This window comes from Salinisphaera sp. SWV1 (genome assembly GCF_052044155.1).
Lineage (GTDB): Bacteria > Pseudomonadota > Gammaproteobacteria > Nevskiales > Salinisphaeraceae > Salinisphaera.
Genome location: NZ_JBQDYE010000018.1, coordinates 11932 through 31641, shown reverse-complemented (window position 1 = coordinate 31641; position 19710 = coordinate 11932). Strand labels below are relative to the sequence as shown.

The following is a 19710-nucleotide window of genomic DNA, read 5'->3' as shown; positions in this document are numbered from 1 at the left end:
ACCATGGCCGATCTGACTGAAGCATTGGCCGCGCAGGTGGCCGAGGCGCATCACAGCCGCTCGCCGTTGGCCCTCACCGGGGGCGGCAGCAAGCCGTTTCTCGGCGAAGCCCTCGACCGGGATGCCGCTGCGCTCGAACTGGGGGCCCACCGGGGCATCGTCTCCTACGATTGCGGCGAGCTGGTGATCACCGCGCGCGCCGGCACGCCGCTGGCCGAAATCGAGGCGGCGCTGGATGCCGAGGGCCAGCGCCTGGCCTTCGAGCCGCCGCACTACGGCGAAGCGGCCACGCTGGGCGGCACGATCGCCACCGGCGTCTCCGGGCCGAGCCGGCCGTATGCGGGCGCGGCCCGCGACTTCGTGCTCGGCACGCGCATCATCAACGGTCGCGGCGAGGTACTGCGTTTCGGCGGCGAGGTGATGAAGAACGTGGCCGGCTACGATCTGTCGCGGCTCATGGTGGGCGCCTTCGGCACGCTGGGCGTACTGCTGGAAATCAGCCTGAAGGTGCTGCCGGCGCCGCGCTTTACCCGGACTCGTGTGTTCGAATACGACCAGGCCGCCGCGATCGAACGATTCAACACCTGGGGCCTGAAACCCTGGCCGATCACCGGGGCGTACTGGGAAGACGGCCGGGCCTATCTGCGCCTGTCGGGCGCGGAGTCGTCGGTGCGGGCCGCGATGGAAACGCTGGGCGGGGAAACGCTGGCCGAGGACGATACGTTCTGGACCGATGTGCGCGAGCATCGGCGTGGTTTTTTCGCCAACAACCGCTCGCCGCTCTGGCGTCTGTCGGTCGCGCCCGCGACGCCGCCGCTGGATCTCGTGGGCGAGACCGTGATGGACTGGGGCGGCGCCCAGCGCTGGCTGATCTCGGATCGGCCCGCCGAGACGGTACGTGAAGCCGTGGCCGCCCACGGCGGGCATGCGAGCGTTTACCGCGGCGCCATCAGCCCGCGCCAACACCCCATGCCGGCGCCGCTGCTACGGCTGCACAAGCGCTTGAAACAATCGATGGACCCGGCGGGGATTCTCAACCCGGGCCGTTTCTGTCCCGATTTCTAGGTCTTGCCATGCAGACATCGATCATCGACGCCCTGCGCGATACCGAGGACGGCCGCGAGGCCGACCGTATCCTGCGCGCCTGTACCCACTGTGGTTTCTGTACCGCGACCTGCCCGACCTATCAGGTGCTGGGCGACGAGCGCGACGGCCCGCGCGGGCGTATTTACCTGATCAAGCAGGTGCTGGAAGGCGAAACGCCGACCGAAAAGACACAACAGCATCTGGATCGCTGCCTGACCTGTCGGGCCTGCGAGACGACATGCCCCTCCGGGGTCGAGTACGCCAAGCTGGCCGACATCGGCCGCGATCTGGTCGACCAGCAGGTCGAGCGGCCGGCTCGGGAACGCTGGCTGCGCTGGTTGTTGCGTCACGTGGTGGCATATCGGCGGCGCTTCGCCATTGTGCACGCGCTCGGCCAGATCGCGCGGCCTTTTCTGGTCGGCCCGCTTTTACCCCTGCGCCAGAAGCTGCCACCGCAACGGCCGCGCGTCGCCTGGCCGCAGGCCAGCGATACCCGGCGCTTGATGCTCGTTCACGAAGGGTGCGTGCAGCCGGTGGCCACGCCCAACACCAATGCGCATGCCGCGCGCATCCTGGCGCGGCTCGGCATCCGTCTGGTTGCACCGTCCACGGCGGGCTGCTGCGGTGCGTTGTCGCAGCATCTGAGCCATCGCGAGGAAGCCCACGATTTCGCGCGTGCCAATATCGATGCCTGGTGGCCGTACATCGAGCAGGGCGCCGAGGCGATCGTGATCACGGCCAGCGGCTGCGGCGCGTCCATCACCGAATACGGCTACATGCTGCGCAACGATCCGGCCTATGCCGAGAAGGCGGCGCGCGTGTCCGAGCTGGCGCGCGATCTGAGCGATGTGCTGGCCAGCGAGGATCTGTCGGCGCTGGGCGATATCGGCGGCGGCCGGCGGGTGGCTTATCATCCGCCCTGCACGCTGCAGAATGCGCCCGGACTGCACGATCATGTGGCCGAAATCCTCGCCCAGGCGGGTTATCAGCTCACCCATGTCTCGAATGCGCATCTGTGCTGTGGCTCGGCCGGTACATACTCCATCCTTCAGCCGGAAATGGCCAACCGGCTACGCTCGGACAAGCTGCAATCGCTGGATGCCGAGGCCCCGGACGTGATCGTCACCGCCAACGTCGGTTGCCAATTGCATCTGGAAGCCGCCGCCCAGCGCCCGGTACGCCACTGGATCGAACTGCTGGAGCCCGAGGCGCTTGAGTCGACGCGTTCGGTGGCGGCTGCTTGAGTCGGAACGCTGCGTTCTTCGGTTATCCGCAGATTACGCAGATGACACAGATTGAAGAAGGCGGGATTGTTGTCTTGTTGTGATGCATGGATGGCACGCGGTAGCGGCATCCGTGCCAGCGTGGGCAAGCCGCCGTATTTCACTGCTTTAAAAATCTGCGTCATCTGCGAAATCTGTGGATTAATTCTTCCGGCTCGGGTGGCCTACTGAAGTGGCGCCAGGCGGCTCGAGCGCCTGCCCGCGCACGAGGCTGTCCAGGAACGTATCCAGTACGCGATTCGGGCGCCGACCGCTGCGCGTGATGGTGTGGTAGTCGATGCGATAGCTGAATTCACGCGGGCGCACGGCGACCAGCCGGCGGGCGTCGACCCAGCGCTGGGCGTAGTGTTCCGGCAGCAGGCCGATATAGCGGCCGGTGAGTACCAGAAAGGCGATGCCCTCGCGCTCGCTCGCGGTTGCGGTGTGGTTGAGGCGATCGACCACGGCTTGTGCATCGTCCGATAGCGGGTAGGCGGGCAGCACGGCATCGGCTGCCGCGATGTCTTCGGTCGTCGGTACTCGATCCGCGGCCGCCAGCGGGTGCCCGGCGGCGCAATAAAGCAGGGTCTGCTCGGTATAGAGCGGGATATAGTCGAGCGCGGCCAGACGCGACACTGCGGGCGTGACGCCGACGTGCAGCCGGCCGTCCAGCACGGCGGACTCGATGTTGCCCGGCGGCATCATATGGATATTGGTGTGCACGTTCGGCCCGCGATCCTTGAGTTCGGCGAGCGCATCGGTGATCCGCATCTCGGGCAGGGTGACCAGATTGTCGGTGATGCCGATGTTGAGTTCGCCCCGCAGGTCGCGATGCAGGGCGTTCACCTCGTTGCGGAAACTCTGCAGATGCGCGATCAGCCGGCGCGCGGCCTGGTCCATGGCCTCGCCCTCGGCCGTGAGCACGAAACCGGAGCGCCCGCGCTGGCACAGCGTGAAGCCCAGCCGGGTTTCCAGCTCGCCCATGTGGATCGACACCGCCGAACGGCTGATGCCGAGCGCCGCCGCGGCGGGCGTGAACCCCGCGGCGTTGACGACGGCGCGAAATACCCGCAGCAGGCGCAGATCGATGTCGCTGATCTGGCCCAGTCGCTCGATGCCGCGTTCCATATCGGCCTCCGGCTCATGTGTTAATAAATCTATACGCGAATTAAAAAACTTATATATTTAATCACGTATCGTAGAGGCCTAACCTAACGCTATTGTTCGCCACCCGGAGGTCGTCATGGCCGATATTGCGCAATCGCTGGATTTCGATAGCTACTGGATGCCGTTTTCCGGCAATCGTCAGTTCAAGGCGGACCCGCGCCTGATCGTGGCGGCGGACGGCTGCCACTACACCGATGCCGCCGGCCGCCGGATCTTCGACAGCCTGTCCGGGCTGTGGTGTACCAGCTTCGGTCATGGCCGCGACGAGATCGCTTCGGCCATCGCCAAAACGGCGAAGACGCTCGATTATGCGCCGCCGTTCCAGTACGCCCATCCGATGGCGTTCGAACTGGCCGAGCGGGTCAGGAAGATCGTGCCCGACGGCCTCGAACATGTGTTTTTCACCAACTCCGGTTCGGAGTCGGCCGATACCGCGATCAAGATCGCGCGCGCCTACTGGGTCAGGCGTGGTCAGCCGGAAAAGACGCGCCTGATTGGCCGCGAGAAGGGTTATCACGGCGTCAACGTCGGCGGCACCGGCATGGGTGGTATCCCCGGCAACAAGGCGTTTTTCGGCGACATGCTGGCGACCGAACATCTGCCGCATACATTGCTCGAGCGCAATCGCTTCACCCGCGGCGTGCCCGAGTATGGGGCCGAACTGGCGGATACGCTCGAGCAGCGCATTCTCGACCACGGTGCCGAAACCGTGGCCGCGGTCATGGTCGAGCCGATGAGCGGTTCGGCCGGTGTGATCGTGCCGCCGGCCGGCTATCTCAAGCGCCTGCGCGAGATCTGTGATCGCCACGACATCCTGCTGATCTTCGACGAAGTACTCACCGGTTTTGGTCGGCTGGGTGCCACTTTCGGCGCCGAACTGTTCGGCGTGACGCCCGATATCATGACGCTGGCCAAGAATCTGACCAACGCCGCGGTGCCGATGGGGGCGGTGGTCACGAGCGACGCGATCTACGATGCGTTCATGGACGCCGATCTACCGCCGCACGCGGTCGAACTCGCCCACGGCTATACCTATTCCGCGCATCCGCTGGCTTGCGCGGCCGGCCTCGCGGCGATGGATGTGTTCGAGAACGAGCGCATGGCCGAGCGTGCGGCCGAGCTGGCGCCGTATTTCGAGGCGCAGTTGCACGCCTTGCGCGGCGCGCCGCATGTGACCGATATCCGCAATCTCGGCATGGCCGGCGCGCTGGAGATCGAAACCGCCGGCAACGATCCCACGTACCGGCCCTGGGCCATTGCCATGGCCGCCTGGGAGCGCGGCATGTATCTGCGCTTTGGCGGCAATACCGTGCAACTCGGCCCGCCTTTCAGCGCCGAACGCGCGGACATCGATTTCATGTGCGAAGTGCTGGACGCGTCGATTCGCAGCGTTGACTAGGGCCTGTCGATTCGCGGATCGACGCCGATTCATACAGACGATAAAAGCGCTGATCCAGCTGGATCGGTTCATGTTCGACGCCGGGCGTCTTGATTGCGCGCGAACCCTGGAAACCGGAAATCTCGCGCGCCCGACGTGGCTGCCAGGCGCCAGTACGGCACTGAAAAGGAATAACGAATGATGCAAGTGGGTGTACCCAAGGAAATCAAGCCCGCGGAGGCGCGGGTCGGCCTCACGCCGGCCGGCGCGCGCGAACTGATCGGCCATGGCCATCGTGTGTTCATCGAAACCGGCGCCGGTGCGGCGGCCGGTTTTACCGACGATGCCTACACGGCGCAGGGCGCTGAAATCCTCGACTCGGCCGAGGCGGTATTCGAGACCGCCGACATGGTTGTGAAAGTGAAAGAGCCGCAGCCGGTCGAATACCGGCGCCTGCGCGAAAACCAGATCCTGTTCACCTATCTGCATCTGGCGCCGGACGTCGAGCAGACCCGTGGTCTGATGGATGCCGGCTGTATCGCCATCGCCTATGAAACTGTCACCGGCGTGCACGGCGGTTTGCCGTTGCTGTCGCCGATGAGCGAGGTCGCGGGGCGATTGTCGGTGCAGGCGGGCGCGGCCGCGCTGGAAAACGTGGCCGGCGGCGCTGGCGTGCTGCTCGGCGGTGTGCCGGGTGTGCCACCGGCGAAGGTCACCGTGGTCGGCGGCGGCGTGGTGGGCACCAACGCGCTGCGCATGGCCACCGGCTTGGGCGCGGATGTGACCGTACTCGACAAATCCATCGACAGGCTGCGTGAGCTCGACGACGCCTACGGCAACCGCCTGACCACGCTGTATTCCAACACCGACAATCTGGAACGGGCGGTGACCGAGGCCGATCTGGTGATCGGCGCGGTGCTGTTGCCGGGGGCGGCCGCGCCCAAGCTCGTCACTCGTGAGATGATCGCCGGCATGCGTCCCGGCAGTGCCGTGGTGGATGTCGCGATCGACCAGGGCGGTTGCTTCGAGACCAGCCGGCCGACCAGTCATGCCGAGCCGACGTACACCGTGGATGATGTCGTGCATTATTGCGTGACCAATATGCCGGGCTGTGTCGCGCGCACGTCGACCTTCGCGCTCACCAATGCGACGCTGCCCTACGTATTGCAGCTCGCCGACAAGGGCTACAAACAGGCACTGACCGACAATCCGCACCTGGCCGCCGGGCTGAACGTGCATCGCGGCGTGGTCACGCACAAAGCGGTGGCAGCCAACCTCGGCCTTGATTACACGCCGGCCGGCGATGTGCTGACCACGGCCGGCTGATCTATCGTATTGAGGAGAATCTTATGAGCTCGACTGCTTCGAACTACGGCCACTGGATCGACGGCCGTCTCGTCACGGCCGACAGCGGCCGCACCTTGTCCGTCCATAATCCCGCCTCCGGCGCGCGACTCGGTGACCTGCCGCTGGCCGATCAAAGCCAGGTCGAGGTCGCCATCGCCGCGGCCGAAGCCGCGCTGCCCGGCTGGGCCGCGACCACGCCCGTGCGCCGGGCGCGGGTGCTGTTCCGCTTCAAGCAGCTGCTCGACGAACACATCGACGAGCTGGCCGCGCTCATCACGCGCGAACACGGCAAGGTGTTCTCGGATGCGAAGGGCGAAGTGGTGCGTGGCATGGAGGTCGTGGAATATGCCTGCGGCGCGCCGGAACTGCTCAAGGGCGAGCACAGTCTCAATGTCGGCACCGGGGTGGATTCCTTCTCGCTGCGCCAGCCGGTCGGCGTGGTGGCCGGCATCACCCCGTTCAACTTCCCGGCCATGGTGCCGATGTGGATGTTCCCCATCGCGCTGGCCTGTGGCAACACCTTCATCCTGAAGCCGTCGGAAAAAGATCCGGCCACGGCCCTGCGGCTGGCCGAGCTGCTGACCGAGGCCGGCCTGCCGGATGGCGTGTTCAACGTGGTCAACGGCGACAAGGCGGCGGTCGACACCCTGATCGACGATGAACGCGTGGCCGCGCTCAGCTTCGTCGGCTCGACCCCGATCGCCGAATCCATCTATGCCCGCGGGGCGGCCAACGGCAAGCGAGTGCAGGCGCTCGGCGGCGCCAAGAACCACGTCATCGTGCTGCCGGATGCCAACATGGACGCCGTGGTCGACGGCCTGATGGGCGCGGCCTATGGCTCGGCCGGTGAGCGCTGCATGGCGGTGTCGGTGGCCGTGCCGGTGGGCGAGGAAACCGCCGATCGCCTGGTCGCCGCGATCGAAAAACGCCTGGCCTCGCTGACCGTCGGCGACGGCCTGGCCGATCCCGAGCCGCAGATGGGCCCGCTGGTCAGCGCCGAACACCGCGACAAGGTGCGCGGCTATGTCGATCTCGGCGTGGAAGAGGGCGCGAAGCTGGTCGTGGACGGCCGTGGCTTCGCATCGAACGACAACCCGGATGGCTACTATCTCGGCGGCTGCCTGTTCGATCACGTCACGCCCGACATGCGGATCTATAAAGAAGAGATCTTCGGGCCCGTCCTTTCGGTGGTGCGCCAGCAATCGCTGGAGGACGCGATCGCGCTGGTCAATGCGCACGAGTTCGCCAATGGCGTGTGCATCTTCACCAACCACGGCGGCGCGGCGCGCAAGTTCTACGAACAGATTCGCGTCGGCATGGTGGGCGTGAACGTGGCGATCCCGGTGCCGATGGCCTTCCATTCCTTCGGCGGCTGGAAGCGCTCGCGCTTCGGCGTGCTGCATGCCCACGGCCCGGACGGGGTGCGCTTCTACACCCAGCTCAAGACCGTCACCCAGCGCTGGCCGGATGCCCCGGACGACGCTAACGCGTTTGCCATGCCCACGCACTGACGGCGACAGCTGACACGGGCCACAATCGCGCCGCTCGGGAAACCGAGCGGCGCTTTTTTGTGCTCCTATTCGGCGGCTTCGGTCTCCCGGTTCGTTTCCGCCGGCCGGTTGAAGCGCTGCGGCTCGGGCGTGACGAACACGTGTTCGGCCGGCTCGTCTTCTTCCAGCGACATGAGCGAGGCGTTGCCGCCGGCGGCCGTGGTATCGCGCGAAACCGCCCGCTCGGTGGCGAAGCGATGCAGATAGTGCGGCCCGCCGGCCTTCGGTCCGGTGCCGGACAGGCCTTCGCCGCCGAACGGATGCACACCGACCACCGCGCCGATGATGTTGCGATTGACGTAGGCGTTGCCGACCCGCAGGCGCTTGAGCACGCGTTCGACCGTAGTGTCGATCCGGCTGTGGATGCCGAAGGTCAGGCCGTAGCCGAGGCCGTTGATGTCGTCGACCACGCGATCGATTTCGTCGGCCTTGAACCGGATGATGTGCACGATCGGCCCGAACTGTTCCTCGCCGAGTTGTTCGATCGAGTCCAGCTCGTAGATGCGCGGGGCGATATAGGTGCCGTCGGTGTGCGCCTCGTCGAGTTCGCAGCTGTAGTGCGCCTTGAACGTCTGGTCGGCGTATTCGGCATAGGCCGCCAGATTGCGCCGGGCCTCGGCGTCGATCACCGGGGTGACGTCGGTGCCGAGATGCCATGGGTCGCCGACCGAGAGTTCGGCCATGGCACCCGAGAGCATCTCGATCAGCGTATCGGCGATGTCGGACTGCACGTACAGCACGCGCAGGGCCGAGCAGCGCTGGCCGGCGCTCTGGAAGCCGGAGCGGATGATGTCGGCCACGACTTGCTCGATCAGGGCCGAGGAATCCACGATCATCGCGTTCTGGCCGCCGGTTTCGGCGATCAACGGAATGATCGGGCCGTCGCGCTCGGCCAGCGTGCGGTTGATCTTCTTCGCCGTGGCCATGGATCCGGTGAAGGCGACGCCGGCGATGCGCGAATCGGCGACCAGCTTGGCGCCGATGTCGCCCGCCCCGGGCAGGAAGGCCAACACGTCGCCCGGGAAGCCGGCTTCGTGCATCAACTCGACGGCCCGCGCACCGACCAGGCAGGTCTGCTCGGCGGGCTTGGCGATCACTGCGTTGCCGGCCGCCAGCGCCGCCGCCACCTGGCCGGAGAAGATGGCCAGCGGGAAGTTCCACGGGCAGATCGCGACGAACACGCCGCGGCCATACAGGCCATAGGTATTGCGCTCGCCGGTCGGGCCGGGCAGGACGTGATCGGTGGCGAATTCATCCTCGACCTGGACTGCGTAGTAGCGACAGAAATCCACCGCCTCGCGCACTTCGGCCACGCCGTCGGCCACGTTCTTGCCGGCCTCGCGCGTGCAGATCGCGATCAGTTCGCCGATGTGGGCTTCCAGCAGATCGGCATAGCGGCGCAGGCAGGCGGCGCGTTCGGCGGCCGGCGTGTATGACCAGTGCGGGGCGGCCTCGTGCGTTGCCGCCAGCGCGGCTTCCACGTCGTCGTCATCGGCGAGCGCGACGTGGCCCACGACCTGGTCGTTGTGGGCCGGGTTGATCACGGCCTCGGCCTGGTTGTTGGCCAGCGCGTCCGATGCGCGCTTGGGCCGCTTGCCGCCGATCAGCGGGCCGGCCTGCCAGTTTCGGCTAGCGGCTTCGGCCATGGTCTCGGACAGCTGCGTCAGCTGGCGCAGGTCGGACAGATCGATGCCGCGGGCAGTGGGCCGGCGCTCGCCGTAGAGATCCTGCGGCAGCGGGATGCGTGGATGCCGGACCTGATCCTGCTCGCGCACCACGCGAACCGGGTCGGCCACGATATCGGCGATCGGCTCGTTCTCGTCGACCAGGCGATTGACGAATGAACTGTTGGCGCCGTTTTCCAGCAGGCGCCGGACCAGATAAGCCAGCAGATCCTCGTGCGCGCCGACCGGGGCGTAGATGCGACAGCGCGGGCGCTTGTCGTTGGCGGCTTTTTCCACGATCTCGGAGTACAGATCCTCGCCCATGCCGTGCAGGCGCTGGAATTCGAAGTCGCTCCGCTCGCCGACCAGATGCCGGATATAAGCCAGGGTGTGCGCGTTGTGGGTCGCGAACTGGCCGTAGAACACATCGTCGTGCGCGAGGATCCGGCGTGCGCAGGCCATGTAGGAGACATCGGTGTTCGCCTTGCGCGTGAACACCGGGTAGCCGGCCAGGCCGGCTTCCTGGGCACGCTTGATTTCGGTGTCCCAGTAGGCGCCTTTTACCAGCCGCACCATGATGCGGCGACGATGGCGCCGGCCCAGATCGGCCAGCCATTCGATCACGTCCAGCGCGCGCTTCTGGTAGGCCTGGACCGCCAGCCCGAGGCCCTGCCAGTCGCCCAGCTCGTCGTCGGCAGAGGCCAGTTCGAAGATTTCCAGCGACAGATCGAGCCGGTCGGCCTCCTCGGCGTCGATGGTCAGGTTGATGTCGTACTGCGCGGCCAGCCGTGCCAGCTGCTGCAGGCGGGGCAGCAGTTCGTCGATCACGCGATCGCGATGGCCGAGCTCGTAGCGCGCGTGCAGGGCGGACAGTTTCACCGAGACGCCGGGGGCGTCCTCCGGCCCGCGCTCGGCGCTGACCTTGCCGCAGGCCTCGATCGCGTGGTGGTAGTCGTCGAAGTAGCGCTGGGCGTCGGCGTCGGTGCGCGCCGCTTCGCCGAGCATGTCGTAGGAATAGGAGTAGCCGCGCCGTTCCAGCGACTTGGCGTTGCGCAGCGCCTCTTCGATGGAACGCCCCATAACGAACTGATGCCCCATCACGCGCATGGCGCGGCGCACGGCCGAGCGGATGAACGGCTCGCCGGAGCGGCGCACCATACGCCGCATGGTGCTGCGGAAGTTGCGCTCGGGCAGGTCCTCGCGGCGCAGCATGCGGCCGGATATCATCAGCCCCCACGTCGAGGCATTCACGAACCAGGACTTGGATTCGCCCAGATGCGACTCCCAGTTGGAGCCGCCGATCTTGTCCTCGATCAGCTTGTCGACGGTCTCCGAATCCGGGATGCGCAGCAGGGCCTCGGCCAGGCACATGAGCACCACGCCTTCGGCGCTGGACAACTCGTACTCCTGCATGAAGGCATCGATGCCGCCGCCCTCGGTGGCTTTTTCGCGCACCACCTCGACCAGCCTGGCCGCGTCGGATTCGACGGCGCCCGCCGTATCCTCGTCCAGCGCCGCGATCTCCAGCAGCCGCGAAACCTGCTCGGCCTCGTCCACCCGATAAGTGGCGAGCACGTTCTGATAGCTCGGATCGTCATAGACTCTGGGTGCTGACCATTGCATTGCGCGACTCCCGTGGTGAAAATTCCGCTTTGTGCCCATCGGCGACGGTACGCATCGTGGTGACGGCCGGCGCGCGCCTCTCTCGGTTCGAAAGTGGCTCGCCGCCGCGTTGGCCCCGGACGCATAATCCTTCAGCCTAGCGTTCTTGTGGCTGTTCGTGTTGTTCGATTTTGCGCATCAATTGTTCAGTATTACGCGTGCGCGACGTTGAACTCGGCCCCGGATCCGCTCTTATATGAACCAGACTCACGCTCGATTGAACCCGATCCGGCGCGGCCACGGCGAACACCGGCATGCCTTCACTCAGCTGCTGTTCGGGCTGGGCGGCGCCGTTCGCTGCGAGATGGCGAGCGCGGAATTCGAAGTATCGACCGGCCGCATCGGCATCGTGCCCTGCCATGCGCGGCACTTCTTTGCCGGCCGCAGCGAGGACAGCCGGCTCCTGGTGGTCGATCTTTTTCTGGACGACGATACCGTGCAGCAGATCCAGACAATCGAGCCGTGCGCCGGGCTGCATGAGCTGTTCGAGGCGCCGCGCGCGTTCGCCATGCCGGCCGAGCTCCGGTTGCTGATTGCGTGTGCGGCTTCACAACTGGTCCGGGTGCCGAACGGCAGCCGGCTGTTGGCGCATCAGTGGGCCACGATGCTGGCGGTACAGGTCTACCGGTTGCTCGCCGATCGGGCCGCCGGGACGACCGATTCGAAACACGAACGCTTTCAAACGCTGGTGGATGCGCGACTGGCCTCGCCGCCGAGTAACGCCGAATTGCAGCGGCATCTGGGCATGGGCGGTTCGGCGCTCAATCAGTGGTTCCGGCGCCACTATGGCGTGCCGCCGCAACAAGCGGTGCTGGCCCGGCGTCTGAACTGGGCTCGCGATCGACTGTTGCAGTCCGCTCATTCGATTGCACAGATCGCGCACGAGACCGGCTTTGCGGATGCGCCAAGCTTCACGCGGGCGTTCGTGCGCGTGCACGGCACAACGCCAGGTGCGATGCGGCGCCGCCTGGCGAGCGACGGTCCGGTTCGGGGCGGGGTCGTGGCCATCGACCCCAGCACACAACCGCTTATTTCGTATAGAGCCTGAGGTTCTGCACCCGCGCCCGGTAGGCTTCCATACGCTCGCGCTCGGCGGCCACGCAATGCAGCAACACGTTGAGAGCGCTCGTGAGCCCGCCGGTGGATTCCAGGATCAGGCCGATAGATTGGCTTTCGCCAGAACGGCGGCTGGTGACCGATTATTCCGTCGCGATCTGGTCGAGAAGGACCACGGGAATTCGTGCGGATACGATTGCTAGCCGCTTGTCGCCCGTGATAAAGGCGCCGCAATCGGCTTGAACGGCAGTAGCGATGTGAAGCGCGTCGGGTAACTTCAGGCTCGGGTAGTCGGCTCGTAGTTCGGCGGCTAGGTCGGCGATGCGAGGCTCTACAGACGTTACATTGATAGGGCCGGCACCAGTGAGCAAACGTCGGTAGCGGTCTGCGAGTTCGACTTGCCTTTTTCCCAGCGGATGGACGAGCACCTCAGCTCGCGACAAAACGCTCGTGTAGGCTGCGCTCTCGCCTGTAAAAACACGCCGAACGATCAGCGATGCTGAATCTCGCAGCGGGCCGGTATCACCCTCGAATGCGTAGATAAACACATTGCTATCGAGATAGAGCGAGACATCGGGTAACGAGGAGAGCTCGCTCATTCTCGGGGATCGCCACGCTCGGCGCGTAGCTCGTCCATCAGTTCTTCCACGTCAGCCAGTGTGCCAAGGCTGCAGTATCGATCGTCGGATAAAGCGACGTCGAGTTCCTCCAATGTCAGCGGTTGGCCCATCGGCGCCGGCCCATGTTGTATCGACTGCATATCCCCTGCATGAACCGCCTGTTCGATGATGCTGGCCGCCTCTTTATTAAGCGATCGATGATGGCGCCGTGCACGCGCTTTAAGCGCCTCGTGTAGATGCGCTGGTAGATCTTTTACGACGAGCGTGCTCATGGGACATATCCATTTCGCTAGCGTTATGGATGCATTATAGCTTGCCAAGCGTCCTGGCCGGAACTGTTCCGGTGGTGTCTGCTGATAAGGGCGCCAATCTGGGTGCCGCATAGGGCCGAGTGGCCACTGGGGGCATGACTAATGCACCAGAACAGTAGCGTTGAGCGATTCAACTGCTCGGAACATTCGAAAATTCCTCTGTTCCATCCTATGATTCATTTGTTAAGCCGGCATCGCGGGAATGGGCGACATGGCGATTTCGATCGAGGGGGTTGTCAGCGCCAAGCTGGGGCTGGCATCGCATCAGAATGCTGTGCCACTGCTGCAGCAACTGAGCATAACGAATGAAGGCGAGGAGCGGCTCGACGACCTCGTCCTTGAGCCAAGCTTGCCATTCGCTACCGCCAAAACATGACGTATCGACCGGCTTGACCCTGAGTCGAGCATCGCGATCACGGATCGTGATGTAGAGCTTAAGAAATGCTATCTGGCGAATCTGACCGAGAGGTAATCCTCCCATTTTTAGCGCGCTATTTTCCGGGGGGGGGATTACCGTAAGACCGCTTTCCAGCGGCCTGCAGAGGGCAGCGATCGTACGCCTGTTGCACGACGAGTGTACCTATAATGTACCTCTGGGCATTAGGGCGAGCAATGTGGGGCTATAAACTATTGATTTTATGGTGGGCCCGGTCAGATTCGAACTGACGACCAAGGGATTATGAGTCCCCTGCTCTAACCGCTGAGCTACAGGCCCCAAATGAAAGCGCCGGGCGCGTTGCACGCCCGGCGCGGAACTATAGCTTGGCGGCGGCGGGCCCGCCAAGCGTTCGGTGGGCTTACTCGTCGAGGAAGCTCTTGAGGAAGGTCGCTCGCGAGGGGTGGCGCAGTTTGCGCAGGGCCTTGGCTTCGATCTGGCGGATGCGCTCGCGGGTAACATCGAACTGTTTGCCGACCTCCTCGAGGGTGTGGTCGGTGTTCATGTCGATGCCGAAGCGCATGCGCAGGACCTTGGCCTCGCGCGGGGTGAGGCTGGCCAGGGTGTTGTGCGTGGCTTCGCGCAGCGATTCGCCCGAGGCGGAGTCGTCGGGGGCTACGGCGTTGATGTCCTCGATGAAGTCGCCGAGATGCGAATCCTCGTCGTCGCCGATGGGCGTCTCCATGGAGATCGGTTCCTTGGCGATCTTGAGGACCTTGCGCACTTTTTCTTCCGGCATTTCCATGCGCTCGGCCAGCTCGTCGGGCGTGGGCTCGCGGCCCATTTCCTGCAGCATCTGGCGCGAGATGCGGTTGAGCTTGTTGATCGTTTCGATCATGTGCACCGGAATACGGATGGTGCGTGCCTGGTCGGCGATCGAGCGGGTGATGGCCTGCCGGATCCACCAGGTCGCATAGGTCGAGAACTTGTAACCGCGGCGGTATTCGAACTTGTCGACCGCCTTCATCAGGCCGATGTTGCCTTCCTGAATGAGGTCCAGGAACTGCAGGCCGCGATTGGTGTATTTCTTGGCGATGGAAATCACGAGACGCAGGTTGGCCTCGACCATTTCCTTCTTGGCACGGCGGGCCTTGGCCTCGCCAATCGACATCTTGCGGTTGATTTCCTTGATGTGATTGACGTCGAGCGACGATTCGGCCTCGATCTCGCGCACGCGGTTCATGTGGCGCACGAGTTCTTCGCGCCGGCTGGCGATGGTCGAGGAATAACGACGCTTGGCGCGGATCAGCTTTTCCAGCCAGTCTTCGTTGGTGATGTTGTCGGGCAGCTGACGCACGAAGTCGCGCCGCGGCATGCCGGCTTCGGTCACACAGATGCGCAGCATGTCGCGCTCGGCCGAGCGGATATCGATCATGGCGGTGCGCAACTGCAGGGTGAGGTCGTCGGCGGTCTTGGGCACCAGCTTGAAGCGCATGAAGTGCGTGGCCAGAGCCGACAGGGCGGCCTCGGTTTCGGCGTGTTCGCGACCGTTGGCCTCCAGCGAGGCGACGGCGGCGTCGTGCAGGCGACGCAACTCGGCGAACTGGGCCTTGGCTTCCTCCGGGTCCGGGCCATCGTTGGCCGGGGCGGAGCTTTCCTCTTCTTCGTCTTCGCCGGCCGAGTCGGCCGCTTCGGCGTCGTCGTTGCCGCTGTCCACGGGGTCGCCGGTGTCGGGGTCGACGAAGCCGGCCAGCACGTCGGTCAGGCGCTTGTCTTCGGCGGCGACCTGATCCCACAACTCAAGCAGACGTCCGGTGGTGGCCGGGAAATAGGCCAGCGCGAACATCATTTCCGACAGGCCTTCCTCGATCCGCTTGGCGATACGGATTTCGCCTTCGCGGTCGAGCAGTTCCACGGAGCCCATTTCGCGCATGTACATGCGCACCGGGTCGGTAGTCCGGCCGAACTGCGGGTCGAGCGCGGCCAGCGTCGCGGCGGCTTCCTCGGCGTCGTCGTCATCGTCATCGTTGACAGTGTTGCCGGCGATGACCAGATCGTCCTCATCCGGCGCCTGTTCGTGCACCGTGATGCCCATGTCGCTGATCATGTTGACGATATCTTCGATCTGCTCGGGATCGACAATATCGTCCGGCAAGGTATCGTTGACCTCGGCGTAGGTCAGGTAACCTTTCTGTTTGCCGTGGGCGATCAGTAGCCGAAGCTGGGATTTCTTGTCTTTGCTCATGTGACTCGCTGCGTGTTGGGCTCGTGGGGCAAGGCGCACTCGGCGATAACCGACCATTATAGCATCGCTGCCGCGCCGAATCGATTCGATGCGGTGCGTGCGGCCTCAGGGCGGGGTCTGAGATCGACCTTGCAGTTGGCTCAAGACTTCCTTCAACTCCTTTGCGGCCGCTGCATCGAGCGGCCCGCGTTCCTGTTGTGCGACCAGTGCGTTGTAGCGTTGTCGCAGATTCGCGCGGGAGCGGCTCTGTTGCTGCAGCCGCGCGACCACATCGACGAATTCGCCAGCGCGCTGTTCTTCGTCGCCCGGCGGGTTGGCCGCGGCCAGCCGCTGCAGGCGATGGAAAAACCGATGTTCGCGGTGATGTTCAAGCCATTGCGCAACGGATACGTTTGGGTTGCTTGCGAAAAAGTCAATCGCTTCGGCCAAAATTTGCGCGCCGGGATTGTCGTTGTCGCGCAATCCGTCGGTGGTTTCGATGCGCCCGGCCAGGCTCGGGTCGGCCAGTAACAGCATGAAACCGCGGGTCACGGGTGGCAGCTCGGCGCTGTAGGCGTTTTTTTTCGATTCCGTACCGTGCGCGCCGTTGCCGGCGCGCGGGGCCGGCTGATTCGCGGCGTAGAGCTCACGAATGTCATCCGCCGGCAGGCCGGACAGGCGACTGATCTCGGCGACCATTTCGGCGCGAAAGGCGTCCGGTGGCAGGGTGTTGATCGGCGCGCGCGCGCGCTCGACCAGTTGGGCACGGCCATCCGGCGTGGCCAGGTCGAGGCCCTCCCGGAGTTCGCCCAGCAATACCTCCGAGGCCGGTCGGGCGGATTCGATCGCCGCGGCCATGGCCTCGCGGCCGCCTTCGCCGCGCACGAGGCTGTCCGGATCCTCGCCGTCGGGCAGAAACAGAAAACGTACGCGCCGCGCGCCGCGCATCACGGCCAGGCTATATTCCATCGCTTTCCTCGCCGCACGAACGCCGGCGGCATCGCCGTCGAAACAGAAGACCACTTCCTCGGTATGTCGAAACAGCGTGGTTAGATGCGATGCGGTGGTGGCCGTGCCCAGCGTGGCCACCGCGTTGGGGAAGCCGTGCTGGGCGAGGGCGATGACGTCCATATAGCCTTCGACCACGAGCAGGCGGTCGAGCTGGCGCAGGGCCTGGCGCGCTTCGTACAGCCCGTACATGTGGTCGGACTTGTGGAACAGCGGGGTTTCGGGCGAGTTCAGGTATTTGGCGCTGTCGTCGCCGAGCGTGCGTCCGCCGAAGGCGATGGTGCGGCCGCGCGTATCGCGGATCGGAAACATCAGGCGATTGCGAAAGCGGTCGAAGTAACCGCCGGAGTCGCGCTCGATCAAAAGGCCCGCCTGGGCGGCGGCCGCCTTGTTGGGCAGACGGCGTGTGAGGTCGTCCCAGGCGTCGGCGGCAAAGCCGAGGCCGTAGATCTTGGCCATTTCGCCGGATACGCCGCGGTTTTTCAGATAGTCGATTACGCCCGGATTACGGCGCAGTGCCGCCTGATAATGACGATCGGCCTGGCGCATGGCGTCGAGCAACGGCTCGCGCGGCGGCCCGCTGGGCGCCGATGCGGTCGCCTCCTCGGGGATTTCCATGCCGGCGGCATCGGCGAGCACTTCCACCGCGTCGCGAAATTCCAGGCGATCGTACTCCATCAGGAAACTGATCGCCGTACCGTGCGCGCCGCAACCAAAGCAATGATAGAACTGCTTGACGGGCGAGACGGTGAACGAGGGGGTCTTTTCGTCGTGAAACGGGCAGCAGGCGGTGTATTCGCGCCCGGCCTTCTTCAGCGAAACACGCGCGTCGATCAGCGAGACGATATCCGTGCGTTCGAGCAGCTGATCGATGAAGTGCTGGGGGATGCGCGCCATGAAGCCATTCTAAACGACGGATAGGCCGCTGCGCGCAACACGGCGCGGCGGTTCAGGCCAATCGGGTAGCCGGCCCGCAGGGTCCTGCCGGACTCGCGTGAGCCCGGACGGGCAGGCTACTGCAGTTTGGCCTTCAGCCGCTGGCTGACCACCGACATATCGGCCTGACCCGCCAGTTCGCCCTTGAGCTGGCCCATGACCCGGCCCATGTCCTGCATGGATGCCGCGCCGGTATCGGCGATGGCGCGATCGACGGCGGCATCGATTTCCGATTCGGACAACTGGGCGGGCAGGTAGTGTTCGAGCACCGAGATCTCGGCGGCCTCGGCGTCGGCCAGTTCGTCGCGTTTTGCGTCGCGATACTGCGATTCGGCGTCACGGCGCTGCTTGACCATCTTTTCGATCACCGTGAGCACGTCGGCGTCTTCGAGCGTGGTGCCGTTATCGATTTCACGCTGCTTGATCGCGGCGTTGACCATGCGGATGACCGACAGGCGTTCCTTGTCGCGGGCCCGCATGGCCGACTTCATGTCCTCGGACAACTGATCCTTGATGTTCACGTTCGAACTCCCTGACACGAGTGATGAAATACGCACGAGATACCGACACAAAAACAGCGGCCCCGGGGCCGCTGCAATCATCGATTCAAATCGATTGCCGCAATCGATTCGTGAATCGATGCGACGGCCAGAATCAATACTGGCGCGTAAAACGCTGCTGTTCACGCTGTATGCGCTTGGCGTGGCGCTTGACGGCGGCCGCGCGCTTGCGCTTGCGAGTCTGGCAGGGCTTTTCGAAGAACTCGCGACGGCGTACTTCGGTCACGACGCCGGCTTTTTCGCAACTGCGCTTGAAACGACGCAGTGCGACTTCAAACGGCTCGTTCTCTTTGACGCGTACGCTAGGCATTGAGCATCACTCTCCGGGAAATCTGATGTGTAGCTTTCGTGCCGGTGACCGAGTTGGAACGACCGGCTAGAATAGGGCGATGAATAATACGCCCGAGAGCGCCACTTTGCAACGCCCCTTCGCGATCCTTGGCATCGAGAGTTCCTGCGACGAATCCGCCGCCGCCATCTACAGCGATGCCGGTCTGCAGGCCCATGCGCTGCACAGCCAGGTGGCGCTGCATGCCGACTACGGTGGCGTGGTGCCGGAGCTGGCGTCGCGCGATCATATCCGCAAGCTCCTGCCGCTGATCGAGCGCGTTCGTGCGGATGCCGGCCATCCCGAACTCGCCGGTATCGCCTATACGCGCGGGCCGGGTTTGATGGGCGCCTTGCTGGTCGGGGCCTCGGTGGCGGCCGGGCTGGGCATGAGTCTGGGGTTGCCGGTGCTTGGCGTGCATCACATGGAAGGCCATCTGCTGTCGCCGTTGCTGGAAGAGCCGGCGCCCGCATTCCCATACGTTGCCTTGCTGGTGTCGGGCGGGCATACGCTGCTGGTGGCGGTCGAGGGCCTGGGTCGTTACCGACTGCTCGGGCGCAGCGTGGATGATGCGGTCGGCGAGGCCTTCGACAAGAGCGCCAAGATGCTGGGGCTCGGTTATCCCGGCGGACCGGCGCTGGCCGCGCTGGCGGCCGAGGGCGATCCGGCCGCCCACGCTTTCCCGCGTCCTATGCTCAAGCGGCCCGGGCTGGATTTTTCTTTTTCCGGGCTCAAGACGGCGGTGATGCTGGCGGTCAAGGCGGCCGAGGCCTCGCGCCCGGCCTACGCCGACATCGCCGCCAGTTTTCAGCAGGCGGTGGTCGATACGCTGGTCGCGAAATGCGCGCGCGCCATCCAGCAGACGGGCATGCGGCGGCTGGTCGTCGCCGGCGGCGTCGGGGCCAACGCCGCGCTGCGTGCCGGGCTGGGTGAACGCGCGGCCGGCGACGGCTTCGCGCTGTATTTCCCGCGCCAGGCGTTCTGTACCGACAATGCCGCCATGATCGCGCTGACCGGCTATCTGCGCCGTGGCGAGTTCCGGCCCGGCATCGCGCCGGCCGCGGCGGTGGCCCGCTGGCCACTGGAGGATCTGGCGCCGCCGCGCGCATCAGCCGCGCCGCGGGTCGCAACAGACACCGTACGCGTCGGCTCAGTGTAATTGCGCGGGGTTTGGT

16 protein-coding genes and 1 tRNA gene are annotated in these 19710 nt (G+C 65.0%); 8 read left to right on the top strand and 9 right to left on the bottom strand.

What is annotated here, in order from left to right; translation table 11 throughout:
• Positions 1-3 precede the first annotated feature (3 nt).
• Together glcE and glcF are read left to right on the top strand one after the other, a co-directional pair.
• Positions 4-1065, top strand: coding sequence for a glycolate oxidase subunit GlcE (gene glcE / locus ACS8YF_RS10340; protein WP_440850139.1), 1062 nt, complete (start codon positions 4-6; stop codon positions 1063-1065).
• A gap of 8 nt (positions 1066-1073) precedes the next feature.
• Positions 1074-2330: a glycolate oxidase subunit GlcF gene (glcF, locus tag ACS8YF_RS10335; protein ID WP_440850138.1), complete on the top strand. Its 1257-nt coding sequence runs from the start codon at positions 1074-1076 to the stop codon at positions 2328-2330.
• A 180-nt stretch (positions 2331-2510) separates the two neighbouring features.
• On the opposite strand, the gene ACS8YF_RS10330 is transcribed toward glcF, so the two are convergent.
• Entirely contained in the window at positions 2511-3476 is a 966-nt protein-coding gene (locus ACS8YF_RS10330; protein WP_440850137.1) for a LysR family transcriptional regulator, read from the bottom strand.
• A 115-nt stretch (positions 3477-3591) separates the two neighbouring features.
• On the opposite strand from ACS8YF_RS10330, the gene ACS8YF_RS10325 reads away from it, so the two are divergent.
• The 3 genes from ACS8YF_RS10325 (at position 3592) to ACS8YF_RS10315 (ending at position 7751) form a co-directional block, all read left to right on the top strand.
• Positions 3592-4914 carry an aminotransferase class III-fold pyridoxal phosphate-dependent enzyme gene (locus ACS8YF_RS10325; protein WP_440850136.1) on the top strand — a complete coding sequence of 441 codons (1323 nt, stop codon included), beginning with the start codon at positions 3592-3594 and terminating at the stop codon, positions 4912-4914.
• Between the two features lie 180 nt (positions 4915-5094).
• Complete coding sequence (gene ald / locus ACS8YF_RS10320; protein ID WP_440850181.1) at positions 5095-6219, top strand: alanine dehydrogenase; 1125 nt, start codon at positions 5095-5097, stop codon at positions 6217-6219.
• A gap of 23 nt (positions 6220-6242) precedes the next feature.
• The gene (locus ACS8YF_RS10315; protein WP_440850135.1) at positions 6243-7751 is read left to right on the top strand and encodes a CoA-acylating methylmalonate-semialdehyde dehydrogenase; all 1509 of its coding nucleotides are present in this window, start codon (positions 6243-6245) and stop codon (positions 7749-7751) included.
• 65 nt (positions 7752-7816) lie between these two features.
• Here ACS8YF_RS10315 and putA read toward each other — a convergent pair whose 3' ends face one another.
• Positions 7817-11077, bottom strand: coding sequence for a bifunctional proline dehydrogenase/L-glutamate gamma-semialdehyde dehydrogenase PutA (putA, locus tag ACS8YF_RS10310; protein WP_440850134.1), 3261 nt, complete (start codon positions 11075-11077; stop codon positions 7817-7819).
• A gap of 235 nt (positions 11078-11312) precedes the next feature.
• Between putA and ACS8YF_RS10305 the strand changes: the two genes are divergently transcribed.
• On the top strand, positions 11313-12164 hold the full coding sequence (locus ACS8YF_RS10305; protein WP_440850133.1) for a helix-turn-helix domain-containing protein: 852 nt from the start codon (positions 11313-11315) through the stop codon (positions 12162-12164).
• Between the two features lie 151 nt (positions 12165-12315).
• Here ACS8YF_RS10305 and ACS8YF_RS10300 read toward each other — a convergent pair whose 3' ends face one another.
• Both ACS8YF_RS10300 and ACS8YF_RS10295 read right to left on the bottom strand, forming a co-directional pair.
• Positions 12316-12771 (bottom strand): type II toxin-antitoxin system VapC family toxin, encoded by a 456-nt coding sequence (locus tag ACS8YF_RS10300; protein ID WP_440850132.1) that lies wholly within the window; start codon positions 12769-12771, stop codon positions 12316-12318.
• Entirely contained in the window at positions 12768-13064 is a 297-nt protein-coding gene (locus ACS8YF_RS10295) for a FitA-like ribbon-helix-helix domain-containing protein (protein WP_440850131.1), read from the bottom strand. Before ACS8YF_RS10295 ends, ACS8YF_RS10300 begins: the two co-directional genes overlap by 4 nt.
• Positions 13065-13314: 250 nt before the next feature.
• On the opposite strand from ACS8YF_RS10295, the gene ACS8YF_RS10290 reads away from it, so the two are divergent.
• Positions 13315-13479, top strand: coding sequence for a hypothetical protein (locus tag ACS8YF_RS10290; protein WP_440850130.1), 165 nt, complete (start codon positions 13315-13317; stop codon positions 13477-13479).
• A gap of 263 nt (positions 13480-13742) precedes the next feature.
• On the opposite strand, the gene ACS8YF_RS10285 is transcribed toward ACS8YF_RS10290, so the two are convergent.
• The 5 genes from ACS8YF_RS10285 to rpsU form a co-directional block, all read right to left on the bottom strand.
• Positions 13743-13818, bottom strand: a tRNA-Ile gene (locus tag ACS8YF_RS10285).
• Positions 13819-13900: 82 nt separating this feature from the next.
• Positions 13901-15781, bottom strand: coding sequence for an RNA polymerase sigma factor RpoD (rpoD, locus tag ACS8YF_RS10280; protein ID WP_440850129.1), 1881 nt, complete (start codon positions 15779-15781; stop codon positions 13901-13903).
• A 48-nt stretch (positions 15782-15829) separates the two neighbouring features.
• The gene (gene dnaG / locus ACS8YF_RS10275; RefSeq protein ID WP_440850128.1) at positions 15830-17608 is read right to left on the bottom strand and encodes a DNA primase; all 1779 of its coding nucleotides are present in this window, start codon (positions 17606-17608) and stop codon (positions 15830-15832) included.
• 116 nt (positions 17609-17724) lie between these two features.
• The gene (locus ACS8YF_RS10270; RefSeq protein ID WP_440850127.1) at positions 17725-18168 is read right to left on the bottom strand and encodes a GatB/YqeY domain-containing protein; all 444 of its coding nucleotides are present in this window, start codon (positions 18166-18168) and stop codon (positions 17725-17727) included.
• Positions 18169-18301: 133 nt separating this feature from the next.
• Positions 18302-18517 (bottom strand): 30S ribosomal protein S21, encoded by a 216-nt coding sequence (gene rpsU, locus ACS8YF_RS10265; RefSeq protein ID WP_109992449.1) that lies wholly within the window; start codon positions 18515-18517, stop codon positions 18302-18304.
• A gap of 79 nt (positions 18518-18596) precedes the next feature.
• Between rpsU and tsaD the strand changes: the two genes are divergently transcribed.
• Positions 18597-19694, top strand: a complete 1098-nt coding sequence (gene tsaD / locus ACS8YF_RS10260) for a tRNA (adenosine(37)-N6)-threonylcarbamoyltransferase complex transferase subunit TsaD (protein ID WP_440850126.1) — start codon at positions 18597-18599, stop codon at positions 19692-19694.
• The last annotated feature ends 16 nt before the right edge of the window (positions 19695-19710 follow it).